Source organism: Synechococcus sp. A15-60 (assembly GCF_014280095.1).
In the GTDB taxonomy this organism is placed as follows: Bacteria; Cyanobacteriota; Cyanobacteriia; order PCC-6307; family Cyanobiaceae; genus Synechococcus_C.
The window spans coordinates 2,276,498-2,294,664 of record NZ_CP047933.1 but is presented as its reverse complement, the minus strand read 5'-3'; the positions used below and the strand labels follow the sequence as shown (position 1 = coordinate 2,294,664).

The following is an 18,167-nucleotide window of genomic DNA, read 5'->3' as shown; positions in this document are numbered from 1 at the left end:
CATAAATCCTGCCGAGGCAGACGCGACGATGTTTTCCCTTATGGGATTGGATCGACACGCGGCCTCGTCTCTTTCGGGAGCACTGATCGGCCGTGTGTCCAGCTTGTTCCCCCGATCCGATCCAATTCCTATGGGCCGCACTCTGGAGAGCAAGCAACAGATCGTCGAAGAGCTCAAGCAGCTCCTCGGTGAGGCCGAAATGGCACTGGTCCTGGATTACCAGGGTCTTTCCATCAAGGAAATGTCTGATCTGCGGACTCGTCTGCAGGCCAGCAGCGGCGTTTGCAAGGTGACCAAAAACACCTTGATGCGTCGTGCCATCGATGGTGACAGTGCTTGGTCCAACCTCGATTCTCTTCTCAGCGGAACCAACGCCTTCGTTCTGGTTAAGGGCGATGTCGGCGGCGCCGTGAAGGCTGTTCAGGCCTTCCAGAAGGAAACCAAAAAGTCCGAAACCAAGGGCGGCCTCTTTGAAGGCAAGCTCCTGTCTCAGGATGAGATCAAAGCCATCGGCGACCTTCCCACCAAGGAAGTGCTCATGGCCCAAATCGCTGGTTCCATCAATGCCGTCGCCACCAAGGTGGCTGTGGGCATCAACGAGGTTCCCTCCGGTCTTGCTCGAGCGCTCAAGCAGCACGCCGAATCCGGCGAAAGCTGAACGCCTTCGACCTGACTGTCTATCTGATCTGTTGCTGATTCCCAACCATGTCTGCAAAAACCGACGAAATTCTCGAATCGCTGAAGTCTCTTTCTCTGCTTGAAGCTTCCGAGCTTGTTAAGCAGATCGAAGAAGCTTTCGGTGTGTCTGCTGCCGCTTCCGCTGGTGTGGTGATGGCTGCTCCCGGCGCTGCTGGTGCCGGTGGTGGTGAAGCCGCTGAAGAGAAGACCGAATTTGATGTTGTGTTGGAGAGCTTCGAAGCTTCCTCCAAGATCAAGGTCCTCAAAGCCGTGCGCGAAGCCACCGGTCTGGGCCTGGGCGATGCCAAGGCCATGGTCGAGGCTGCTCCCAAAACCATCAAGGAAGGCGCGTCCAAGGACGATGCCGAGGCCCTCAAGAAGTCAATCGAAGAGGCAGGCGGCAAGGTCACCCTCAAGTGATCACCTCAGGACAGCAGCACCGTCTGTTGTCCACTGTCCATTGACTCTGCCGACCTTCGGGTCGGCTTTTTTATTGGCGCATTAAAAAAGCTCCGCCGAAGGCAGAGCTCTGAGGTGAAGCGCATTTCAGGAGTCTGTCCTTGTTTCGACCCTGGTGAGGCGCTCATCACTCCTCACACATTCACAAAATAAAAAAAGACCTACCGAGTTGTGTCTGGAGCTGGGCGAATTATCAACTGTCCCTGGTCAGGGGCGGTAGGGGATGACTTCCAGGCGAATGGGTCCCCGTTGCAGTCCTTGATTGGATTGCATGGGCTGCGACGGCATGGGAGGAAGGCCAGCGGTGAAGGCTCTCGCTCTGCGTTCTGAGGTCTGATTCGCGGCGATCAACGTTGTGAGCGGCTGGGCATTGGCGAAGTAGACGTGACTGAGGGTGCGTCCCTGGTACACCCGACGCTCGAGCGACCAGCCAGGCTCCAGTGTCAGCTTGACGAACGCATTTTTGTCGCGACGCACGTTGTTAGCTCGAGCCACGGTGAAAGCGCTGCCTCGGTCGGGATTGGTGGCCTGGAGGATCAGCCCATCGCGGCTCTGGTTTAAGCGCAGGCGGAAGCGTCGATCAACGTCTGTTCCTGAGGTGCGCAGGGAGTAGCCATTGCTATCGAGATAGCGGCTGCAGACCCCGGTGAAATCAAAGGAATTCAAAGAAGGATTCATCAAGCCGTCGCGGCGCTCCTCCCAGCAGAGAGGTCGCGCCTTGATCTGCTCCAGCACCAAGAGCTTCCAGCGGTCCTGTCCGACGGGTTGAGCCAGGATCGCGAAGCGTTCTTCCTCAAGAGGACGGCTATCGAAGAGGGCACGGGTCCAGCCGGGAAAACTGCCGGCCGCCACCGCCAATCCCAGCGCTGCAGCACCCAGCGCAGCTCTGCGGAAGTAGGTTCGGCCCATGGCCCAGACCTCCTGGGTGTCGAAGAACCGAGTTGTACCGAGAAGGGGTGGCGTGATCAATGGCTAAGGCCGATGGCAGAGGTCGTGTCGTGGCTGCAGCCACCGATGGAGCCTGCAGCGGCAATCCCGGTCCCGGGGGTTGGGGAGCCTTGATTCGCTTCGAAGACGGCAGTGTGGAGGAGTTCGGCGGTGCCGATCCGGCTACCACCAACAACCGTATGGAGCTTCAGGCGGCACTGGAGATGCTGGAGCGGTTGGCGGAGCTTCCGCGTCACCCCGATTTGGTGCTGCGCACCGACAGCAAATATCTGATTGATGGCCTCAGCTCTTGGATGCCCGGGTGGAAGCGCAAGGGATGGAAAACGGCCGCTGGAAAACCGGTGCTCAACCAGGATCTCTGGCAGGCTCTTGATCAGGCGCGCCTGGCTGACGTGCCGCTGCGTTACGTGAAAGGCCACAGCGGTGATCCCGATAACGATCGTGTGGATCAGATCGCTGTGGCCTACTCCAAGGGAACTGCGCCGCGCCTCAAGCGGGGGAGTCAATCCACGCCAGTAAAAGCTGTTGATCCGACTGCTGACGACCCGACTTCTGCCAATGCGCCGGCACCAGCAGCGTTGCAGCAGTTGCTGACGCGCTTGGAATTGGCAGACCGTCTCGCGGAGGGAGGTTTTGCTCTGTCGACTGTGGAGTTGGCTCAGCTGGTGGAGCAACCACTCACGCGTCTGGCAGAGCGTCAGGACAGCTGGCGCTGGCGCGATTGGCTGGTGGAGCCAACGGATGGGGATCGCTGGCGGTTGCGCCGCGCCGAGGCAGGATCAAGACAGTCGAGGAATCCCGATGGCTGAGCCGTCAGCCTCCGCGGTGATGAGCACCGCAGGTTTTTATCGGCGCTGGCTTGGTCCTGTGCTGGCCAAGGATGAAGGCGTGGATGCCGAGCAGCTCAGCCGCGCAGCGTTGCAGGCACTCGGTCAGCTCAGTCTTCGCAGGCAGTGGCCTGGACTGTCGGGTGTTTTGGACGGTGTAGGCGCGGAGCTCCAGCGTCGTGATCTGCGTCTTGAGCAGGTGCTGTTCGGCTGCCGCTTCAGCAATCCCGTCGGTCTGGCTGCTGGTTTTGACAAGAACGGTATTGCTGCGGGGGTCTGGGATCGTTTCGGATTCGGTTTTGCTGAGGTGGGCACCGTCACCTGGCATGCCCAGCCCGGTAATCCGCGGCCGCGGCTGTTCCGTCTGGCTGACGAGCGGGCGGCGCTCAACCGGATGGGCTTCAACAACAATGGTGCAGAAGGGATGCGTCGCACGCTGGAGCGACAGGTGCTGCCGCCTCGTGGCCAGCGGCCAGCTGTGCTTGGCATCAATTTGGGCAAATCCAAGGTCACGCCCCTGGAGTTGGCGCCCGATGATTACGCCTCGTCGCTGGAGCTGCTGGCTCCTCTGGCCGACTATGCGGTCATCAATGTCAGTTCACCGAACACACCGGGGCTTCGGGATCTGCAGGACGCGACGCAGCTGCGCCGCTTGGTGGAACGGTTGCGCCGGCTGCCGGGGTGTCCTCCTTTACTGGTGAAAATTGCACCGGATCTCGAGGATGACGCGATCGATGGCATCGCGCGCCTGGCCTACGAGGAAGGCCTGGCCGGCGTGATCGCCGTCAACACCAGCCTTGACCGCCTTGGACTAGAGCGTCGGGTGATCAGCCAGACCGGGCGAACCCTGCAAGAGGAGGCAGGTGGTCTCAGCGGTGATCCACTCAGGACACGAGCCCTTGAGGTGTTGCGGCGTCTGCGTGCCACCGCTGGGCCTGCCTTGCCCCTGGTCGGTGTTGGAGGCATCAGCACACCTGAGGCCGCCTGGGAGCGGATCGCCGCTGGAGCGTCCTTGGTGCAGCTCTACACCGGATGGATCTTTGAAGGTCCGGATTTGGTGCCGCGGGTGTTGGAGGGACTGCTGGATCAGCTGGACCGTCACAGCTTCCGCAACATTCGTGAGGCGGTCGGAAGCGGCGCGCCCTGGCAGTAATCGATACTCTGCGACCAAGTCATGGATTCACCGGCTCGGAGTTGCATGGTGGTGCTGGCTGACCTGCGTGATCGTTTCCCCGCCCTTGACGGCTGGTTGGTGCAGTTTCAGGGGCTCCTGGAGCCAAGCCGTGTTGTGCTGGCTCCGGAGGATGACTGCTTGCATCTCGCCTTGTGCTCACAGGGGGAGCGGCAGATCGCTTCGCTGGCCTTGCCTCCGGACCTCTGTCGCATGGGACAGCCTCTCGACCATCTGGCGCTAGGGGAAACGATTGCAGATCTGCTGCTGGAACGGGGGCTGATTCCTGCCAGGGTCAGCGTGGACTTGCTCTTGCCGCTCTCCAGCTGTCAGTGGCGGGTGGTTCAGGGTGCCGAACCTGGCCAAGCTCTGGATGTCGACGCTCTGAGGGCGTTGCAGCCTGATCTCGGCTGGTCGCTCTCCCTTCAAGAGAGCTATCTCGACCTACTACCCCTGCCCCGCGCCGACCGAACGCTCGTCATGGGCACCGATCGCCTGTTGCTGCAGTCATGGATTGAGACCTTGGCAAATGCTGATCTCTCCGTGCGTCGTGCTGAATGGTTGCTGTCAGCTGCATTCCGTGGTCTGTCCACGGCCTGGGGGAATCGCGAGGAGCGACTGGTCTGGCTGGTGGAGCAAGGCAGTCGCTGGCGGCTGCTATTGCTGCACGGTGGCTGTCCGGATGTGGATCTCGCGCTTGAAGCCGTCGAACTGTCAGCACTGCGAAAGGAGGTCCAGGCGCTGGTCCAGGCCTGGTGTGAGCCACAGGAGCGGGTGGGCTGGTGGGTGACCGCGTCCCCGCAATGGCAGGGGCGGTGGGCGCCTGAGCACGACCCTCAGCTAGGACGACTGCACTCGGATGCCGAGATGTCGCTCCTGGATCTGGCGTTGACGGCCCCTCAAGAGGTAGCGGCATGAGTGCCAAGCCTGAACAGCAGTCGTTGCCAAATCTGTTGCGGGAGCGTCGCCAGGAGCTGGGTCTGCCGGCTGAGGTTCCGCCATGGCGTTCCAGCCGTTTCCTCTTACTGCGTGGTTCGCTGATCGGAGCGGGGGGACTGCTGATCGCACTGGTGTCGCTAGTGCTGCTTCATTGGTCTGAATCAAGCCAGTTGCGGCAGCTGCGGGCGTTGGAGCCAGTGGAGCAGCAGCTGCAAGCGTTAGAGGCACGTCTCAGCGCAGACCGACGTCGCGCGGATTCGCTTCGCAAGGACAATCTCAAGATTGCCGAGACCTTGGTCGCTGTCCCGTCTGGGTCGCCTCTGTTGGAGCAACTGCGCCGAGTCACACCGGTGGGCGTCCAGCTCAAGGACGTCTCCGTGCTGGGTGATCGCATCCAGGTTTCAGGAACGGCGGTCGCCGGCGGCGCCCCGGGACCGCTGGAGCGGATCAATGCTCTGGTGCTCAATCTGGAAGCCTTGCCGATCTCTCAACCCGGCGGGGTAGAGGTGGTGAAAGTAACCCGGGATGATGAGCAGCCGTCGGTCAGCTTCAGTCTCGACTGGGCTCTGGATGCTCAACGCAGACCTTCAATCCAGCAACTGCAGCAGTTGGGGGCTTCGGGCTTGGTTCAGCGCTATCGCTTGCTGGAACGGCAGGGAGTGGCGCCATGACCAACCTCAGTCCTGATCGGCCAGCCTGGCGAGCCCAGATCACCCGGGAGCGCGTGCTGCTGCTGGTTCCAGCCTTGATCGGTTGTGCACTCGCGGGCGGGGTCATCCTGTTGATCGGCCTACCGATGTTGGGCCGGATTCAGGTGCAGAAGCAGCGCCTTGTGGATCTTGAGAGCAAGGGGAACTCGCTGCCCTCGCTCCAGGGGCAGCTCAAGTCCACCCAAGCGAACCTTGCCGAGCTCAAACAACAGCAGGCCCTGCTGGTGGATCTGGTCGCTGGTCGCGGCTCCATCGAGACCTTCCTGGCGCAACTCAGCCGTGAAGCCGCCGCCACGGATGTGCTGATCAAGCTCTATGAACCGGTGCCTGTGTCGATGGCTGAGTCCCAAGGCTCAGGCACCCAGTCTCCGTCGGGTCCAGATGCGCAGGATGAGTCAGCCTCCGGTGGATCTGCGGGACCATTGCAGGCGCGTGGCTATGACAAAAGTTCGGTGTTGCTGCAGGTGGATGGGCCCTATGTGGGCCTGCTCCAGTTTCTGAGGCGTATGGAACAACTAGAGCTCTTGGTGCAGCCCGGTGATCTGGAGCTCGTGGCGTTGGAACAACAGGAGCGAGCCAGTGATGAGCAGGCTGCGCCCATCACCCCTCCGCGCACCCGCTTGAAGCTCACTCTGAACTTCTTCGACAAGGCTGTTGTTGCTGACGGGGTTGTTGATGCTGATCAGCCTCCATCAGGAGCCAATGCAGCGGCTCAAGCAGAGGATCCTTTCTGACGGCTGGATGTCAGCTCTTCCGTCAGGGCTGGCTCTCCACGATGGCGATCGATACCATCCGCCAAGCAGCATGGCGTTCAGCCCCGGGTATGTCTTGCAACCTTTCCCGGCTGAGCGCATTGATGCTGGTGGCTGGCCTCGGTGTTGGTGATGTGGGCTTGCTGCACTCCCTGATCGGTGGTGGCTCCGCCGTCGCGTTGGCTCAGGGGACGCTGGCCTTGCGGATTCGTCGCACGCAGGAGGCCGTTGAGGTGGTCATCGATGGTGTCGGTGCGCAGCCGGTGCTGCAGCAGCGTCTCAACGGCCAGGTTTGGGAAGGGCAATTGCAACTTCAGGGAACTCCTGGATTGCCCAATGGTCGTCAGCAGCTGTCGGATCCTGCGTCGGGTCTGCAACGCGTTGCCATCAGTGGTTCCGGCAGCTTGTATCGCATCGAAGTAGTGCCTGCCGCTGGTCAAAGCCTCAGGGAGCCTGTGGTGAGCGCTGACGGTCGCGCTTTGGTGTTGCAGTTTTCTGGCTTAGCAGCGCCCGCGTTGCTGCAGACCGGAAGACTCGACTTGTCGGCGCCGGGCACCGTTCCTCAGAGCAGCTATGCCCCACCGCTCCAACCCAGGGCTGTCGCGCCGCCCCTGGGTGATATGGCCGTCGGTTCGATGGTGTTGCAGAACCGCAGCTTTGTGAATGTCAGTGGTCCCCCTGTGACCCTCACACTGAATAATGCTCCGGCCAAGGACGCCTTGATGGCCTTGGCGCGTTTGGGGGGGTATGGCTTTGTATTTGTGGCGGATCCCACCCAGAGTTCAGCGGGTTCAGGTCAAAGCGATCAGGGCGCTTTGGTGTCGATGGCATTTCAGGATGAAAGCTACGCTCGCGCGCTAAATGGTGTGCTTTTGGCCTCGGGTCTGCAGGGCAAGCTCGATGGACGCACGTTGCTGGTGGGCCCTGCTGCAGCCTCCAAAACGTTTGGGCCTCAGATGTCGAAGGTGATTCGGTTGAATCAAGTGACTGCGAGAGCGGCCGCTGAATACCTCGGCAATCTTGGGGCTACTTTCAACCTGACGAATACCATCACCACCACAACAGGTGAGGCGGCGTCCATCGGCACCACACAGCTCAGTGATGCCACATCGCAGCAATCGTCACAGACCCCTTACAGCGAGAGTTTTGGAGCTTCTACGGGCCCTCTTCGTGGGCTTGTGGTGACAACAGATTCACGTCTGCAAACACTCACGATCGTGGGTGATTCGCAGTTGGTGGCTGTTGCTGAGAGTTACCTCAAGCAGATTGATCTGCGTCAACGTCAGGTGGCCTTGAGTGTACGCGTTCTTGATGTTCTACTGGATAATGACTCTCAAATAAGCAATAGCTTTGCCTTCCGCTCAGGCAATGCATTCATCGTCAGTGATAATGGAAGTCTGCTCGCTAATTTTGGTGCCTACAAGCCTCCAGGTAGCTCGGAGGGTGGACTCCCTGGCAGGTATTCCGCGCAGGAGGGTACGACTCCTATTCCAGGGACGGGCGTGACCGATGGCAGTGGTGTGTTTCTTGATAGCCCCAGTTCTGCCTATCCACTGCCGGGGTCTGAGGGAGCTCGGCCTGATTTTGGAACGTACGACAATCCCTTGCAGCCGGGAATCACTGAAATTGACGAAGAGGGAAGGGTTACCTATCAGGCTCCTTCGCGCTTCCAATACCCTGTTAATCAGTTCTTTGACTTTTTGAGTGCACAGATTGAGTCGAGCTCGACCAAAATTCTCGCAAGCCCCACATTGATCATTCAAGAAGGTGAAGGTGATATGCGCGGCTCTGATGGAACGGCAATTGGCTCGGATGGATTGGTTGGCCGAGAACGGGTGAATGAAGCGTTGGTCTCTGTCGGAGAGCGTCTTGTGACATCATATAATGTCAGAGAGGGCGAAAATGGCAGTATTTTTTGCGAGCCTGAATTAACGAACGCAGGCCTCACTTTTGGTGCCAGAGTTGATAAAATTGATGATAATGGCTTCGTGACTTTCTCTCTGTCGCCACAGATATCGGCTGCTATTGATGTGGATTTTGTTGAGCGATGTGGAAATATCAATATAATTAGCAGTCGCTCTCTTGACACCGGAAAAATACGTGTACGCGATGGGCAAACGTTAATTTTAACGGGTGTAATTTCGGACGCAGATGTGCAGGCTGTGACCAAATGGCCCATCCTCGGAGATCTCCCTTTCATCGGCCAATTTTTCCGTTCTTCCCAGGGAAGCCGAGCCAAGCGGGAGTTGGTGATTCTGGTGACACCACGCATCATCGACGACACCCAGGGTGGAACCTATGGCTATGGCTACAGACCAACGCTTCCAGCGACTCGCCAGGTAATGAGTGGCTACTGACCGGTTCTGTCGGTTAAAGCCCTAATCCGAATGGCATGAAGGCTTTGGCGGCAAGCGGCGCGATCATGCGAAGCCCTGAGATAGCGCCTCCCAGCAGTTGACTGCCGACGCCGCTTCCTTCCTCCGTTGCGTTGTTCTCGTATCGGCGCTCGCTGATGGCATCAGCTGCCGCCTTGAGCTGATCAGCCCAGGCTGCGCTTCCCTGTTGTTGATACAGCGCAGCGGCGTAGTTGAAATCGGCGGCGGCCAGGTCGTCTTTGGCCTGTTCGCTGCGGCTGATGCCACGGGCCACCCAGCTCAAAGGTTCTTGCGGTTGGCTGCGGATGGCATCGCTGAACAACGTTTCTGCCGATGACCAGTTTCCGGTTAAAAACGCTTCCACGCCTGCGTTGTGCAACGCCGCATGGCTGCGGCTTCCTGCTGCAATCCCCTGGGCTCCTTGCCAATGCGCCTGCTCCAGGGCGTCCGGGTCGAGCTGGGCACCGCTGAGATCGGCGTCTCTCAGATCCGTGCCGAAGAGCTTGCTCCCTCTCAAATCCGCTCCGCGCAGTGATGCACCGCGCAGGCTGGTGAAGCTGAGGTCAGCGCCATTGAGATCAGCGCCGTCCAGCTGGGCCTGGCTGAGGTTGGCGCGCATCAGCCGGGCTTCGCCCAGATCGGCATCGCGCAAGTCGGCGTGAACGAGGTCCACATCGGCGAGCCGGCATCCCTGACAGCGTCGTTCCTGCAGGAGTTGAAGCAGCGCTTCATTGGCATGAGCGGCCCCTGCTCCAAAACCGAGCAGTCCGCCAAGCAACAGCGATGCCCCCATGGTCTTGATCCGGAAAGTCTTGACCCGGATGGTTTTGATCCGGAGCGGCGTCTCGTGCTGGGCTGGCATCAACAGCAGCTCAGTGATCCCTTGGGTTGTAACGGTCCCTGCGGCTTGCGTCGAGCGTCGCTGGGCAGGATGGAGACCTGTCGGCTGGATTGATCTTGGGCAGCGGCTTTCCACCGCATGGGGGCAACCTCACTCAGGAGGCCAAACGCCTGGGCATTCGATCGGATCAGCTGCTGGATGCCAGTGCATCGTTAGTGCCTTTTCAGCCGCCTCGTGTGATGCGCGCGGCATTGCGGCGCGCGATCGCCGGCACTGCATTGCGTGACTACCCCGACCGCAGTCAGATTGCGTTGCGTCAGGCCATCGCTGATTGGCATGGCGTGGATGACGCGTGCGTGTTGCCGGGCAATGGAGCAGCGGAGCTGTTCACGTGGGCCGCAAGGGATGCAGCGGCGCATGGGCTCAGCGGTCTCCCCCAACCGGGATTTGCCGATTACCGCCGTGCTCTGTCCTGCTGGGACGCAGGGGTTTGCTCCTTGCCCCTCCCTCTCGACTGGGCGGGCTCTGGACCCGAGGCCTTCCCTACCCCGTTGGATCTTGAAAGCCGTGTGGGCACGCTCTGGCTCACCAATCCTCACAACCCCACGGGGCAGCTCTGGAGCCGGTCGTCGTTGGAGTGCTTGCTGGATCGCTATCCGCTGGTGATCTGCGATGAAGCCTTCCTCCCTCTGGTCCCTGGTGGCGAGCGGCAATCGCTGCTGCCCTTGGTGGCCACTCATCCCAATCTGGTGGTGATCCGAAGTCTCACGAAGTTGTTGGCCGTGGCTGGCTTGCGGCTCGGTTATGCCGTGGCTGCTGCGGATCGTGTGCAGCGCTGGCAGCGCTGGCGCGATCCATGGCCAGTGAATGGCCTGGCGTTGGCTGCTGGGCAGGCCGTCATCGCCGATCGGGTGGGGCTGAGTCGCTGGACGCGGCGTGTGGAAACCTGGGTTGCGGACGAAGGCGCTTGGTTGCAGCAGCAACTGATGCAGTTGTCAGAAATCACCCCGATGCCCTCCAGCACCAACTTTTTCTTGATCCGTAGTGATGCCTCATTGGTGAAGCTGCGGGAGCGTGTTGCCCGTCGTGGAGTGCTCTTGCGCGACTGCCGATCCTTTGAAGGACTCGGGGAGCGATGGCTGCGTATTGGTCTGCAAAATCGCCGCGGCAACCGGCGCATTCTTCGGGCTTTGGCGGCGGAGCTCAGTTGAGGCCTGGTTTCAGGCCGCCAGGGTTTGCAGCAGATCCGCCAGTTGGTGATCGGCATCCTTCACCGCCAAGGCCCGCATGGCGGAGGCCATGGCCGGGAGGGGGTCCATGGTTGGTGCTGGATCCGCAACGGCTGCAGCGTCACGCAACCTTGAGCGGAGGAGGCGTCGCAAGGTTGCGCGCAGCGCGGGGTGGTCGGGGTCGTGTTGGTGCACGATCACAGCTGCGCCGAGTGCAGCCGCGCAGGCGGCGTTGGCATCCTGATGGCGATCGGCGGCCTGGGGGAAGGGCACCAAAATTGTGGGGGTTCCGCTCACTGCCAGTTCGCTCAGGCTGCCGGCACCGGCACGACTGATGGCAAGATCCGCGTGTTGCAGCAATGCCGGGATCGCATCGCTGAAGGGGTGTTCTGCCAGGCCGGGATGCTCGATGCTGTTCACATCCGGGTCGTTGCTGCCCGTGAGATGCACCACTCGGCAGCCCTGGCTGAGCAGCTCCGGCAGCAGCACCCGCACCATGCGATTGAGGCCGAGAGCCCCTTGGCTGCCGCCCATCACCACCAACAGGGGCCCGTCTCCCTTTGGCACCCAGTCCGGCAAGGGCTGGGGATGCAGAAAACTCTCCCGCACCGGAGTGCCCGTGACCACGGCTGTGCAGCCTGGGATTCGTTGAACGGCCCCCTCGAGCCCGACGGCGACTCGGGTGCTGTGGCGTCCCAGCAAGCGGGTCACTCGGCCCGGAATGGCATTGGATTCATGCAGCACCACGGGCACACCGCACCAGCGCGCCCCGAGGATCGCGGGCGCGGCGATGTAACCCCCAGTGGTGAACACCACATCAATGTGTTCGCGGCGAATCAAGCGACGCACATCGCGGCTAGCTGCCAGCAGCCGAATCAGTTGAAGCAACTTGCGCAAGCCCCGACCCTGGAGCCCGCCGGCTTTCACGGTCACCAGGTCGTAGCGATCAGGCACGAGTTCTGTTTCCAGCCGATCCGGAACACCCAGCCAGCGCACGCTCCATGGGCTGGGTAGGGCTTCGGCCACGGACAGGGCGGGAAACAGGTGTCCGCCGGTGCCACTGGCGGCGATCAGAAGCCGGGGCATGGCGGCGGACCTTGGAAGCGCCGCCTAACTTAGTTCGACTGCAGAGGCTGTTCCATGGTTCCGCGTTCGCGAGCCTCACTGGCGTCCTGGATTTCGAGGGCTGCGGTGCTGGCCGGTGCATCCCTGCTGCTCGGCCAGCCCGCCCGGTCGGCAACTTCCGATGCGGCAGCGCTCAGCACGCAACTGCAGCAGGCTCTTAATGCCGATGACAACGTCGAAGCGTTGTCGGTATTGATGGATCCGGAGCAGGCGGCGACGCTGCTCGACAGCTTCCAGCGTTTCAGCAGCCGGTTCCCGGTCACCCGATGGCGGGTCAGGCCAGGGGATGCCACGGCGGATGGAAGACCCACCGTGAAGCTGGCGGTCACGGGCACGCGTCAACAGGATGGACTCAGCTACTCCTTCAGCGCCCATCAGCGCCTGGCGTTCTCCACCGCTGCCGGGCTGATCACGGGGCAGGAGGTGTTGAGTGACCAATCGGTGCTGACCAGCGCCGAGAAGCCGCTGCCGATCTCGTTGATGATTCCCGACACGGTGCTGACCGGCTCGCGTTACGACGTCGATGTGGTGCTTGATCAGCCCCTCGGCAAGGCTCTCCTGGCTGGGGGCCTCACGGCGGTGAGTCCGGAGCAGGTGCTCGCGCAGAAGAGCCCGATCATCCAGTTGGCTCCCTTGGGTGGTGGTGGCCTGTTCAAGTCGGTGCAGGCTCCGTTTCAACCTGGCGTTCAAACCTGGGCTGCCCTGCTCGTGCATCCCGATGGCGTGATCACCGTGAGCAAACAGGTTCAAGTGGTCGACGATCGCCAGTAACCCACGCGTTCTGTGATGGCTCGTTGAAGTGCAGCCGTTGGCGCGTTGGCTCACACCTCAGGCAGGCTGCGGCGCAGCACCGACACATCCGCCTCTTTGAAACCGGCCTGCATCAACGCTTGCTCCTGTTCTTGCACGGCTTGGGTGATCGGTAAATGCAGCCCGGCTTGCTCTGCCTCCTCCAGGGCAATGCTCAGATCCTTGTGGTGCAGTGCCAACTTGAAGCCCAGCGGGTAGTGGTCGTTGAGCATCGCGCTCGAGCGATGCTCAAGGGCCCAGGAGCCTGCGGCCCCATGGCGGAGGGCCTCAACGACGGCGGGCATTGGCAGTTGCAGGTGCTGCCCCAAAGCGATCGCTTCCGCCACAGCCGCATAGCTGCCAGCCACCAGCACTTGGTTGATGGCCTTCACCTGCTGTCCGCTGCCCACCGCTCCGAAATGGTGGATAGACCCCCCGATCACCTCCAGCACCGGCCGGGCGCGCTCCAGATCGCTGACGTCGCCGCCGCACAGAACGGTGAGCTGGCCAGCATGCGCTCCTTCGGTTCCGCCGGTCACCGGGGCATCGATGAACTGAACACCCTGCTTGGCGAGTCGATCAGCCATCGCTCGGGCGGTGGCAGGGCTGATGGTCGAGCAGTCGATCACGAGGCTCCCGGGCGTTAGTGCCGGCCCCGCGCCCTGTTCACCCCACAGCACCGACTCAACTGCGGCGTCGTCACTGACGCAGAGCAACAGCGCTTTGCAGCCGAGCACGGCTGCAGCGGGGGTGCAGGCACGTGTGGCGCCAACCAGGGATGAATCAGTTTCGGCAGTACGGCTGCGGGTGTGAACGCGCAGGGTGTAGCCGGCGGCCTGCAGGTTTGCCGTTATGGGCAGTCCCAGCGCCCCCAGGCCGATGCAGGCCAGGGAGGCCGGTGGCGTCAGGTCAGAGGCGGGCATGGGTCAAGGCCATCTGCGATTGATCCTGGCGGTCTGTGGGTCGGATTCCGTCACATCTCGCGTGCGGATCAGTCAGATCTGAGCTGGTTGACAGCAGCAATCTGAGGGTGTTCTTGTCATGGGCTTTTCATGGTGCTCACCCATCGCTGGCGTAAGGCGCTGCTGATTCCTTGTGTGGCGTTCGCGGCGGCCACGCTGCATCAGGGCATGGGGCCTGCCGATTCGGTGGCCGGGCAACGCGAAGAGACGATCACCGACGCGCAGAAGCAGCAGTTGTTTGAGGCCCGTCGACGGTGGGAGCTTGACAGCTATGACCGACGCTTGGCTTTGCTCAATACGGGACGGGATTGCACGGAGCGTGCGCGTTCGACAGATGCCTTCCGGGCTTGCAAGCAGGAGCAACGGCAAGCCTTGCGCCGCCTGTTCCAAGAGGGACAGCAGGTGGTGAATGCTGAACGCCGTCGTCTGGGTCTGCCGTTGTTGCCGGAACGTCGATCACGCCGTTCTCAGGGATCGCTCGGGGGCGATCAGCTGGCCAGTTCAACGGTCGTTGGGTGACTCCGCTGTGAGCTGCGGGAGGTGTTTTCGGCCTGTTGTTCAAGGCTTGACCAACGCGAGATCGCTCAACAAAAAGCCGCCCCGAAAGGAGCGGCTGAATTGGTGCAGGATGCGGGCGGTTTAAAACCGCGTTTTGGCTTGGGATCAGGCGGCGTCGAGGGCGGCCACACCGGGCAGCACCTTGCCTTCCAGCAGCTCGAGACTGGCGCCACCGCCAGTGGAGATGTGCGACATCTTCTCGGCTAGGCCAGCCTTCTCGACAGCTGCGACGGAGTCACCACCACCGATGATTGTGCAGCAGCCCTTCGCGCCCAGATCGGCCAGGGTGGTGGCGATGGCGTTGGTGCCGGCGGCGAATTTGTCGAATTCGAACACACCCATGGGGCCGTTCCAGATCACGGTCTGACAGTCGGCCAGGGCGTCCTGGAACACCTTGATCGAATCGGGGCCGATGTCGAGTCCCATCCAGCCGTCGGGAATGGCCGTCACAGGCGCAGTCTGGCTATTGGCATCGGGCGCGAAGTTATCGGCGAGCACCACATCGGTGGGCAGCAGCAGTTCCACACCTTTGGCTTTGGCCTTGGCCTCCAGCTCCTTGGCCAGCTCCAGCTTGTCCTCTTCCACCAGACTCTTGCCGACCGCCAGGCCGCGGGCCTTGTAGAAGGTGAAGATCATGCCGCCGCCGACAAGGATCTTGTCGCACTTGTCCATCAGCGCTTCGAGCACGCCGATCTTGGAGCTCACCTTGGAGCCGCCCACGATGGCGGCCAGAGGGCGCTTGGGAGCGTCGATGGCTCCCTGTAGATACTGAAGCTCTTTCTCCATCAGGAAACCGCCGACGGAGGGCTTGAGAAACTTGGTCACCCCCTCTGTGGAGGCGTGGGCGCGGTGGGCGGCGCCGAAGGCGTCGTTCACATACACCTCAGCAAGGCCTGCCAATTTTTCAGCGAAACCGGCTTCGTTCTTCTCCTCTTCGGCGAAAAAGCGCACGTTCTCCAGCAGCACCACGTCGCCGTTGGCCATGGCGCCGACCTTGGCTTCGGCGTCGGGGCCGATGCAGCTCTCGGTTTTGGCTACGGGCTTGCCCAGCAGTTCGCTCAGACGAGCGGCCACGGGGGTGAGGCGCATGGCGTCGTTCACCTGGCCCTTGGGGCGGCCGAAGTGGGCTGAGAGGATCACCTTGGCACCCTTGCCAATCAGGTCATTGATGGTGGGAAGGGCGGCACGGATACGAGTGTCGTCCGTGATCGCACCGGCGTCATTCAGGGGCACGTTGAAGTCAACCCGCACGAGAACACGCTTTCCGCTGAGGTCGGCGCCGGAGAGGCTGGCCAGGGAACGCTTCGCCATAGGGTTGTGTCGTGCGGTAAGAAAACGGGGAGAGATTAATACGAGTTCTGCAGTCCCGGAGCTAGGACTGACAGCAGGGGCGTTGGCCGTAGGACTTGCACATGTTCGAGACTGTTTTGTTTCCCATTGACCAGAGCCGTCAGGCTCTGGAGACAGCAGGCAAGGCGTTGGAGCTGGCTCGCAGTCACAGCAGCCGGCTGGTGCTGCTTTCGGTGGTGCAGCCCGAACGTCCTGAGATGCACGACCACGAGGCAGTGGCGGCGTTGTTGTCGCAGACGCGAGAGCGTTTTGAACAGGCAGGAGTGGCTTGCGACGAGGTGGAGCGTGAGGGCAAGCCAGCCTTTGTGATCTGCGATGTGGCCGATGAGTTGAATGTGGATGTGATCGTGATGGGGACGCGTGGCGTGAAGCTTGAAGCCGAAGCCGGCAGCACTGCAGCGCGGGTGATTCAGCTTGCGCCCTGCCCCGTGTTGGTGGTGCCGTGAGTTCTCCGCCGATTCAGTGGTATCCGGGCCACATCGCCAAGGCGGAACAGCAGTTGCGCCGCAATCTCGACAAGGTGGATTTGGTGATCGAGGTGAGGGATGCGCGCATCCCTCTGGCCACCGGACACCCCCACCTCAGTCGTTGGATCAAGGGCAAGCAGCACCTGCTGGTGATTAACCGTCGTGACATGGTGACCGCTGATGCTCGCCTGGCTTGGGAGGCCTGGTTCAAGGCCAAGGGGCAACGCACGGTGTGGTGCGATGCCAAAGCCGGAACGGGAGTCAAGCAGGTGCAGCAAGCCGCGATCCGCGCCGGTGACCAACTCAACGAACGGCGGCGCAACCGCGGCATGCGCCCTAGGCCGGTGCGGGCGCTCACCCTGGGATTTCCCAATGTGGGCAAGTCGGCCTTGATCAATCGGTTGGTGAAGCAGAAGGTGGTGGCTAGTGCTCGACGCGCCGGGGTGACGCGCACGCTGCGCTGGGTGCGTCTTGGCCAAGATCTCGACCTGCTGGATGCACCGGGTGTGTTGCCTCCGCGTCTGGATGATCAGCAGGCGGCACTTCATCTCGCCCTGTGCGATGACATCGGTCAGGCGGCCTATGACGGTGAGCTGGTGGCGCAGGCTTTTCTGCGTCAACTCAGAGCGCTGGAGCCGGCGGGTGCATCTGGAGTGGCCCTCTCGGTGCTCGAAAGCCGCTACGGCACAGCTCTGGCCGGAGCGACAGATGATCCGGCCCTCTGGCTCGAGGCTGTGGCGGAGCGCCACACCTCTTCCGATACGGCGCGGATGGCGCAGCGGCTGCTGGATGACTTCCGCAAATCGGCTCTGGGCAGCATTGCCCTGGAGTTGCCGGCATGAGCCCGGCCTGGCGACGGCCGCCTCTGCCTGAGGAATCATTCACCGATGGATTCGGGGAGGGAGACGGCGAGCTTGTGAGCCTCACGTACCCCAAGCCCCTGCCGATGCGATTGGACCGATGGCTTGTCAGTCAGCGCTCGGAGCAGAGTCGTGCTCGGATCCAGAAATTCATCGATGCCGGTTACGTGCGGGTGAACGGCAAGACCGGCAAGGCCAAGACGCCACTGCGCACCGGTGATGAAGTGCAGCTGTGGATGCCTCCACCGGAGCCGCTGCCTTATCTGAAACCAGAGCCGATGGAGCTGGATGTGCTCTTTGAGGATGAGCACCTCATCGTGATCAACAAGCCGGCAGGTCTCACGGTGCATCCAGCGCCTGGCAACAAGGACGGCACCCTGGTGAACGGTCTGTTGCATCACTGCCCGGACCTACCCGGGATCAGCGGCAAGCTCCGGCCGGGGATTGTGCACCGTCTGGATAAAGACACCACGGGCTGCATCGTGATCGCGAAGTCTCAGGAAGCGCTGGTGAGGCTGCAGGTGCAGATTCAGAAGCGCATCGCTTCCCGTGACTATCTGGCGGTGGTGCATGGGGTGCCCGCAGGAGACAGCGGCACGATCGTGGGTGCGATCGGTCGCCACCCTGCTGATCGCAAAAAATATGCGGTCGTCAGTGGTGAGAACGGGCGTCATGCCTGCACGCATTGGAGGTTGCAGGAGCGACTCGGCGATTACTCCCTGCTGCGTTTCAAGCTCGACACCGGCCGCACCCATCAGATCCGCGTGCATTGCGCGCACATGAACCATCCGGTGGTGGGGGATCCCACCTACAGCCGTTGCCGCAAATTGCCCATCGAGCTGCCTGGGCAGGCCCTCCATGCGTTTCAGCTGGGGCTGGATCACCCGATCACGCGCGAACGGATGCTGTTCGAAGCTCCAGTCCCGCCGGTGATGGAGAAACTCCTCTCAGTGCTCAGGCGTCGCGCTGCGTGAGGCTGACTCTCAGGTGCTGACTGAACGCCTTTGCGATTCAAGGCGTCGGGCGGGTTGGCAAATCAGATTGCATCCACGGGGTCAGCGGTTGCATGCTGGATCCCCGGCTGGTCACTCAGTCCAGTTCCCGGCATGCAACGGACGACTGTGAAG

20 protein-coding genes are annotated in these 18,167 nt (G+C 61.7%); 14 read left to right on the top strand and 6 right to left on the bottom strand.

Annotated features, from left to right (window positions below; all coding sequences use genetic code 11):
• The first annotated feature begins 130 nt into the window (after nucleotides 1-130).
• Nucleotides 131-658 carry a 50S ribosomal protein L10 gene (gene rplJ, locus SynA1560_RS12520; RefSeq protein ID WP_186469562.1) on the top strand — a complete coding sequence of 176 codons (528 nt, stop codon included), beginning with the start codon at nucleotides 131-133 and terminating at the stop codon, nucleotides 656-658.
• A gap of 47 nt (nucleotides 659-705) precedes the next feature.
• Entirely contained in the window at nucleotides 706-1,098 is a 393-nt protein-coding gene (gene rplL, locus SynA1560_RS12515; protein ID WP_186469561.1) for a 50S ribosomal protein L7/L12, read from the top strand.
• Nucleotides 1,099-1,344: 246 nt separating this feature from the next.
• Here rplL and SynA1560_RS12510 read toward each other — a convergent pair whose 3' ends face one another.
• Nucleotides 1,345-2,046 (bottom strand): DUF3747 domain-containing protein, encoded by a 702-nt coding sequence (locus SynA1560_RS12510; RefSeq protein ID WP_186471211.1) that lies wholly within the window; start codon nucleotides 2,044-2,046, stop codon nucleotides 1,345-1,347.
• A 59-nt stretch (nucleotides 2,047-2,105) separates the two neighbouring features.
• Between SynA1560_RS12510 and SynA1560_RS12505 the strand changes: the two genes are divergently transcribed.
• From SynA1560_RS12505 to SynA1560_RS12485, 5 genes are read left to right on the top strand one after another with little or no spacing between them, the layout of a single operon-like run.
• The gene (locus SynA1560_RS12505) at nucleotides 2,106-2,894 is read left to right on the top strand and encodes a ribonuclease H (protein WP_186500703.1); all 789 of its coding nucleotides are present in this window, start codon (nucleotides 2,106-2,108) and stop codon (nucleotides 2,892-2,894) included.
• Nucleotides 2,887-4,065 (top strand): quinone-dependent dihydroorotate dehydrogenase, encoded by a 1,179-nt coding sequence (locus tag SynA1560_RS12500; RefSeq protein ID WP_186500702.1) that lies wholly within the window; start codon nucleotides 2,887-2,889, stop codon nucleotides 4,063-4,065. Before SynA1560_RS12505 ends, SynA1560_RS12500 begins: the two co-directional genes overlap by 8 nt.
• 21 nt (nucleotides 4,066-4,086) lie before the next feature.
• On the top strand, nucleotides 4,087-5,001 hold the full coding sequence (locus tag SynA1560_RS12495; RefSeq protein WP_255476973.1) for a hypothetical protein: 915 nt from the start codon (nucleotides 4,087-4,089) through the stop codon (nucleotides 4,999-5,001).
• Nucleotides 4,998-5,693, top strand: a complete 696-nt coding sequence (locus tag SynA1560_RS12490; RefSeq protein WP_186500701.1) for a PilN domain-containing protein — start codon at nucleotides 4,998-5,000, stop codon at nucleotides 5,691-5,693. Before SynA1560_RS12495 ends, SynA1560_RS12490 begins: the two co-directional genes overlap by 4 nt.
• On the top strand, nucleotides 5,690-6,466 hold the full coding sequence (locus SynA1560_RS12485; protein WP_186500700.1) for a hypothetical protein: 777 nt from the start codon (nucleotides 5,690-5,692) through the stop codon (nucleotides 6,464-6,466). The genes SynA1560_RS12490 and SynA1560_RS12485 overlap by 4 nt, the downstream gene beginning before the upstream one ends.
• A 77-nt stretch (nucleotides 6,467-6,543) precedes the next feature.
• On the opposite strand, the gene SynA1560_RS13885 is transcribed toward SynA1560_RS12485, so the two are convergent.
• Nucleotides 6,544-6,924, bottom strand: a complete 381-nt coding sequence (locus SynA1560_RS13885) for a hypothetical protein (RefSeq protein WP_255476972.1) — start codon at nucleotides 6,922-6,924, stop codon at nucleotides 6,544-6,546.
• 75 nt (nucleotides 6,925-6,999) lie between these two features.
• Between SynA1560_RS13885 and SynA1560_RS12480 the strand changes: the two genes are divergently transcribed.
• On the top strand, nucleotides 7,000-8,841 hold the full coding sequence (locus tag SynA1560_RS12480; RefSeq protein ID WP_255476971.1) for a type II secretion system protein GspD: 1,842 nt from the start codon (nucleotides 7,000-7,002) through the stop codon (nucleotides 8,839-8,841).
• A gap of 13 nt (nucleotides 8,842-8,854) precedes the next feature.
• On the opposite strand, the gene SynA1560_RS12475 is transcribed toward SynA1560_RS12480, so the two are convergent.
• Nucleotides 8,855-9,721, bottom strand: coding sequence for a pentapeptide repeat-containing protein (locus SynA1560_RS12475; protein ID WP_255476970.1), 867 nt, complete (start codon nucleotides 9,719-9,721; stop codon nucleotides 8,855-8,857).
• Between the two features lie 95 nt (nucleotides 9,722-9,816).
• Here SynA1560_RS12475 and SynA1560_RS12470 point away from each other — a divergent pair, with 95 nt between their 5' ends.
• The gene (locus tag SynA1560_RS12470; RefSeq protein WP_186500699.1) at nucleotides 9,817-10,911 is read left to right on the top strand and encodes a histidinol-phosphate transaminase; all 1,095 of its coding nucleotides are present in this window, start codon (nucleotides 9,817-9,819) and stop codon (nucleotides 10,909-10,911) included.
• Nucleotides 10,912-10,920: 9 nt separating this feature from the next.
• On the opposite strand, the gene SynA1560_RS12465 is transcribed toward SynA1560_RS12470, so the two are convergent.
• On the bottom strand, nucleotides 10,921-12,015 hold the full coding sequence (locus SynA1560_RS12465; protein ID WP_186500698.1) for a glycosyltransferase: 1,095 nt from the start codon (nucleotides 12,013-12,015) through the stop codon (nucleotides 10,921-10,923).
• Nucleotides 12,016-12,069: 54 nt separating this feature from the next.
• Here SynA1560_RS12465 and SynA1560_RS12460 point away from each other — a divergent pair, with 54 nt between their 5' ends.
• Nucleotides 12,070-12,825, top strand: coding sequence for a hypothetical protein (locus SynA1560_RS12460; protein ID WP_186500697.1), 756 nt, complete (start codon nucleotides 12,070-12,072; stop codon nucleotides 12,823-12,825).
• A gap of 50 nt (nucleotides 12,826-12,875) precedes the next feature.
• Here SynA1560_RS12460 and SynA1560_RS12455 read toward each other — a convergent pair whose 3' ends face one another.
• Complete coding sequence (locus tag SynA1560_RS12455; RefSeq protein ID WP_186500696.1) at nucleotides 12,876-13,766, bottom strand: NAD(P)-dependent oxidoreductase; 891 nt, start codon at nucleotides 13,764-13,766, stop codon at nucleotides 12,876-12,878.
• 129 nt (nucleotides 13,767-13,895) lie between these two features.
• On the opposite strand from SynA1560_RS12455, the gene SynA1560_RS12450 reads away from it, so the two are divergent.
• The gene (locus tag SynA1560_RS12450; protein ID WP_186500695.1) at nucleotides 13,896-14,324 is read left to right on the top strand and encodes a hypothetical protein; all 429 of its coding nucleotides are present in this window, start codon (nucleotides 13,896-13,898) and stop codon (nucleotides 14,322-14,324) included.
• Between the two features lie 144 nt (nucleotides 14,325-14,468).
• Here SynA1560_RS12450 and pgk read toward each other — a convergent pair whose 3' ends face one another.
• Nucleotides 14,469-15,674, bottom strand: coding sequence for a phosphoglycerate kinase (gene pgk, locus SynA1560_RS12445; RefSeq protein WP_186500693.1), 1,206 nt, complete (start codon nucleotides 15,672-15,674; stop codon nucleotides 14,469-14,471).
• Nucleotides 15,675-15,775: 101 nt separating this feature from the next.
• On the opposite strand from pgk, the gene SynA1560_RS12440 reads away from it, so the two are divergent.
• Genes SynA1560_RS12440 through SynA1560_RS12430 form a run of 3 tightly spaced genes read left to right on the top strand, consistent with a single transcriptional unit; the run spans nucleotide 15,776 to nucleotide 18,014 of the window.
• Nucleotides 15,776-16,159 (top strand): universal stress protein, encoded by a 384-nt coding sequence (locus SynA1560_RS12440; protein WP_186469550.1) that lies wholly within the window; start codon nucleotides 15,776-15,778, stop codon nucleotides 16,157-16,159.
• Nucleotides 16,156-17,022, top strand: coding sequence for a ribosome biogenesis GTPase YlqF (ylqF, locus tag SynA1560_RS12435; RefSeq protein WP_186469549.1), 867 nt, complete (start codon nucleotides 16,156-16,158; stop codon nucleotides 17,020-17,022). The genes SynA1560_RS12440 and ylqF overlap by 4 nt, the downstream gene beginning before the upstream one ends.
• Nucleotides 17,019-18,014, top strand: coding sequence for an RluA family pseudouridine synthase (locus SynA1560_RS12430; RefSeq protein ID WP_186469548.1), 996 nt, complete (start codon nucleotides 17,019-17,021; stop codon nucleotides 18,012-18,014). The genes ylqF and SynA1560_RS12430 overlap by 4 nt, the downstream gene beginning before the upstream one ends.
• The last annotated feature ends 153 nt before the right edge of the window (nucleotides 18,015-18,167 follow it).

What these genes read in the sequence shown, in the direction of transcription:
- rplJ (WP_186469562.1), top strand. Translation starts at nt 131, where the DNA reads ATGGGCCGCACTCTGGAGAGCAAGCAACAGATCGTCGAAGAGCTCAAG.
- rplL (WP_186469561.1), top strand. Translation starts at nt 706, where the DNA reads ATGTCTGCAAAAACCGACGAAATTCTCGAATCGCTGAAGTCTCTTTCT.
- SynA1560_RS12510 (WP_186471211.1), bottom strand. Translation starts at nt 2,046, where the DNA reads ATGGGCCGAACCTACTTCCGCAGAGCTGCGCTGGGTGCTGCAGCGCTG.
- SynA1560_RS12505 (WP_186500703.1), top strand. Translation starts at nt 2,106, where the DNA reads ATGGCTAAGGCCGATGGCAGAGGTCGTGTCGTGGCTGCAGCCACCGAT.
- SynA1560_RS12500 (WP_186500702.1), top strand. Translation starts at nt 2,887, where the DNA reads ATGGCTGAGCCGTCAGCCTCCGCGGTGATGAGCACCGCAGGTTTTTAT.
- SynA1560_RS12495 (WP_255476973.1), top strand. Translation starts at nt 4,087, where the DNA reads ATGGATTCACCGGCTCGGAGTTGCATGGTGGTGCTGGCTGACCTGCGT.
- SynA1560_RS12490 (WP_186500701.1), top strand. Translation starts at nt 4,998, where the DNA reads ATGAGTGCCAAGCCTGAACAGCAGTCGTTGCCAAATCTGTTGCGGGAG.
- SynA1560_RS12485 (WP_186500700.1), top strand. Translation starts at nt 5,690, where the DNA reads ATGACCAACCTCAGTCCTGATCGGCCAGCCTGGCGAGCCCAGATCACC.
- SynA1560_RS12475 (WP_255476970.1), bottom strand. Translation starts at nt 9,721, where the DNA reads ATGCCAGCCCAGCACGAGACGCCGCTCCGGATCAAAACCATCCGGGTC.
- SynA1560_RS12465 (WP_186500698.1), bottom strand. Translation starts at nt 12,015, where the DNA reads ATGCCCCGGCTTCTGATCGCCGCCAGTGGCACCGGCGGACACCTGTTT.
- SynA1560_RS12460 (WP_186500697.1), top strand. Translation starts at nt 12,070, where the DNA reads ATGGTTCCGCGTTCGCGAGCCTCACTGGCGTCCTGGATTTCGAGGGCT.
- SynA1560_RS12455 (WP_186500696.1), bottom strand. Translation starts at nt 13,766, where the DNA reads ATGCCCGCCTCTGACCTGACGCCACCGGCCTCCCTGGCCTGCATCGGC.
- SynA1560_RS12450 (WP_186500695.1), top strand. Translation starts at nt 13,896, where the DNA reads ATGGTGCTCACCCATCGCTGGCGTAAGGCGCTGCTGATTCCTTGTGTG.
- pgk (WP_186500693.1), bottom strand. Translation starts at nt 15,674, where the DNA reads ATGGCGAAGCGTTCCCTGGCCAGCCTCTCCGGCGCCGACCTCAGCGGA.
- SynA1560_RS12440 (WP_186469550.1), top strand. Translation starts at nt 15,776, where the DNA reads ATGTTCGAGACTGTTTTGTTTCCCATTGACCAGAGCCGTCAGGCTCTG.
- SynA1560_RS12430 (WP_186469548.1), top strand. Translation starts at nt 17,019, where the DNA reads ATGAGCCCGGCCTGGCGACGGCCGCCTCTGCCTGAGGAATCATTCACC.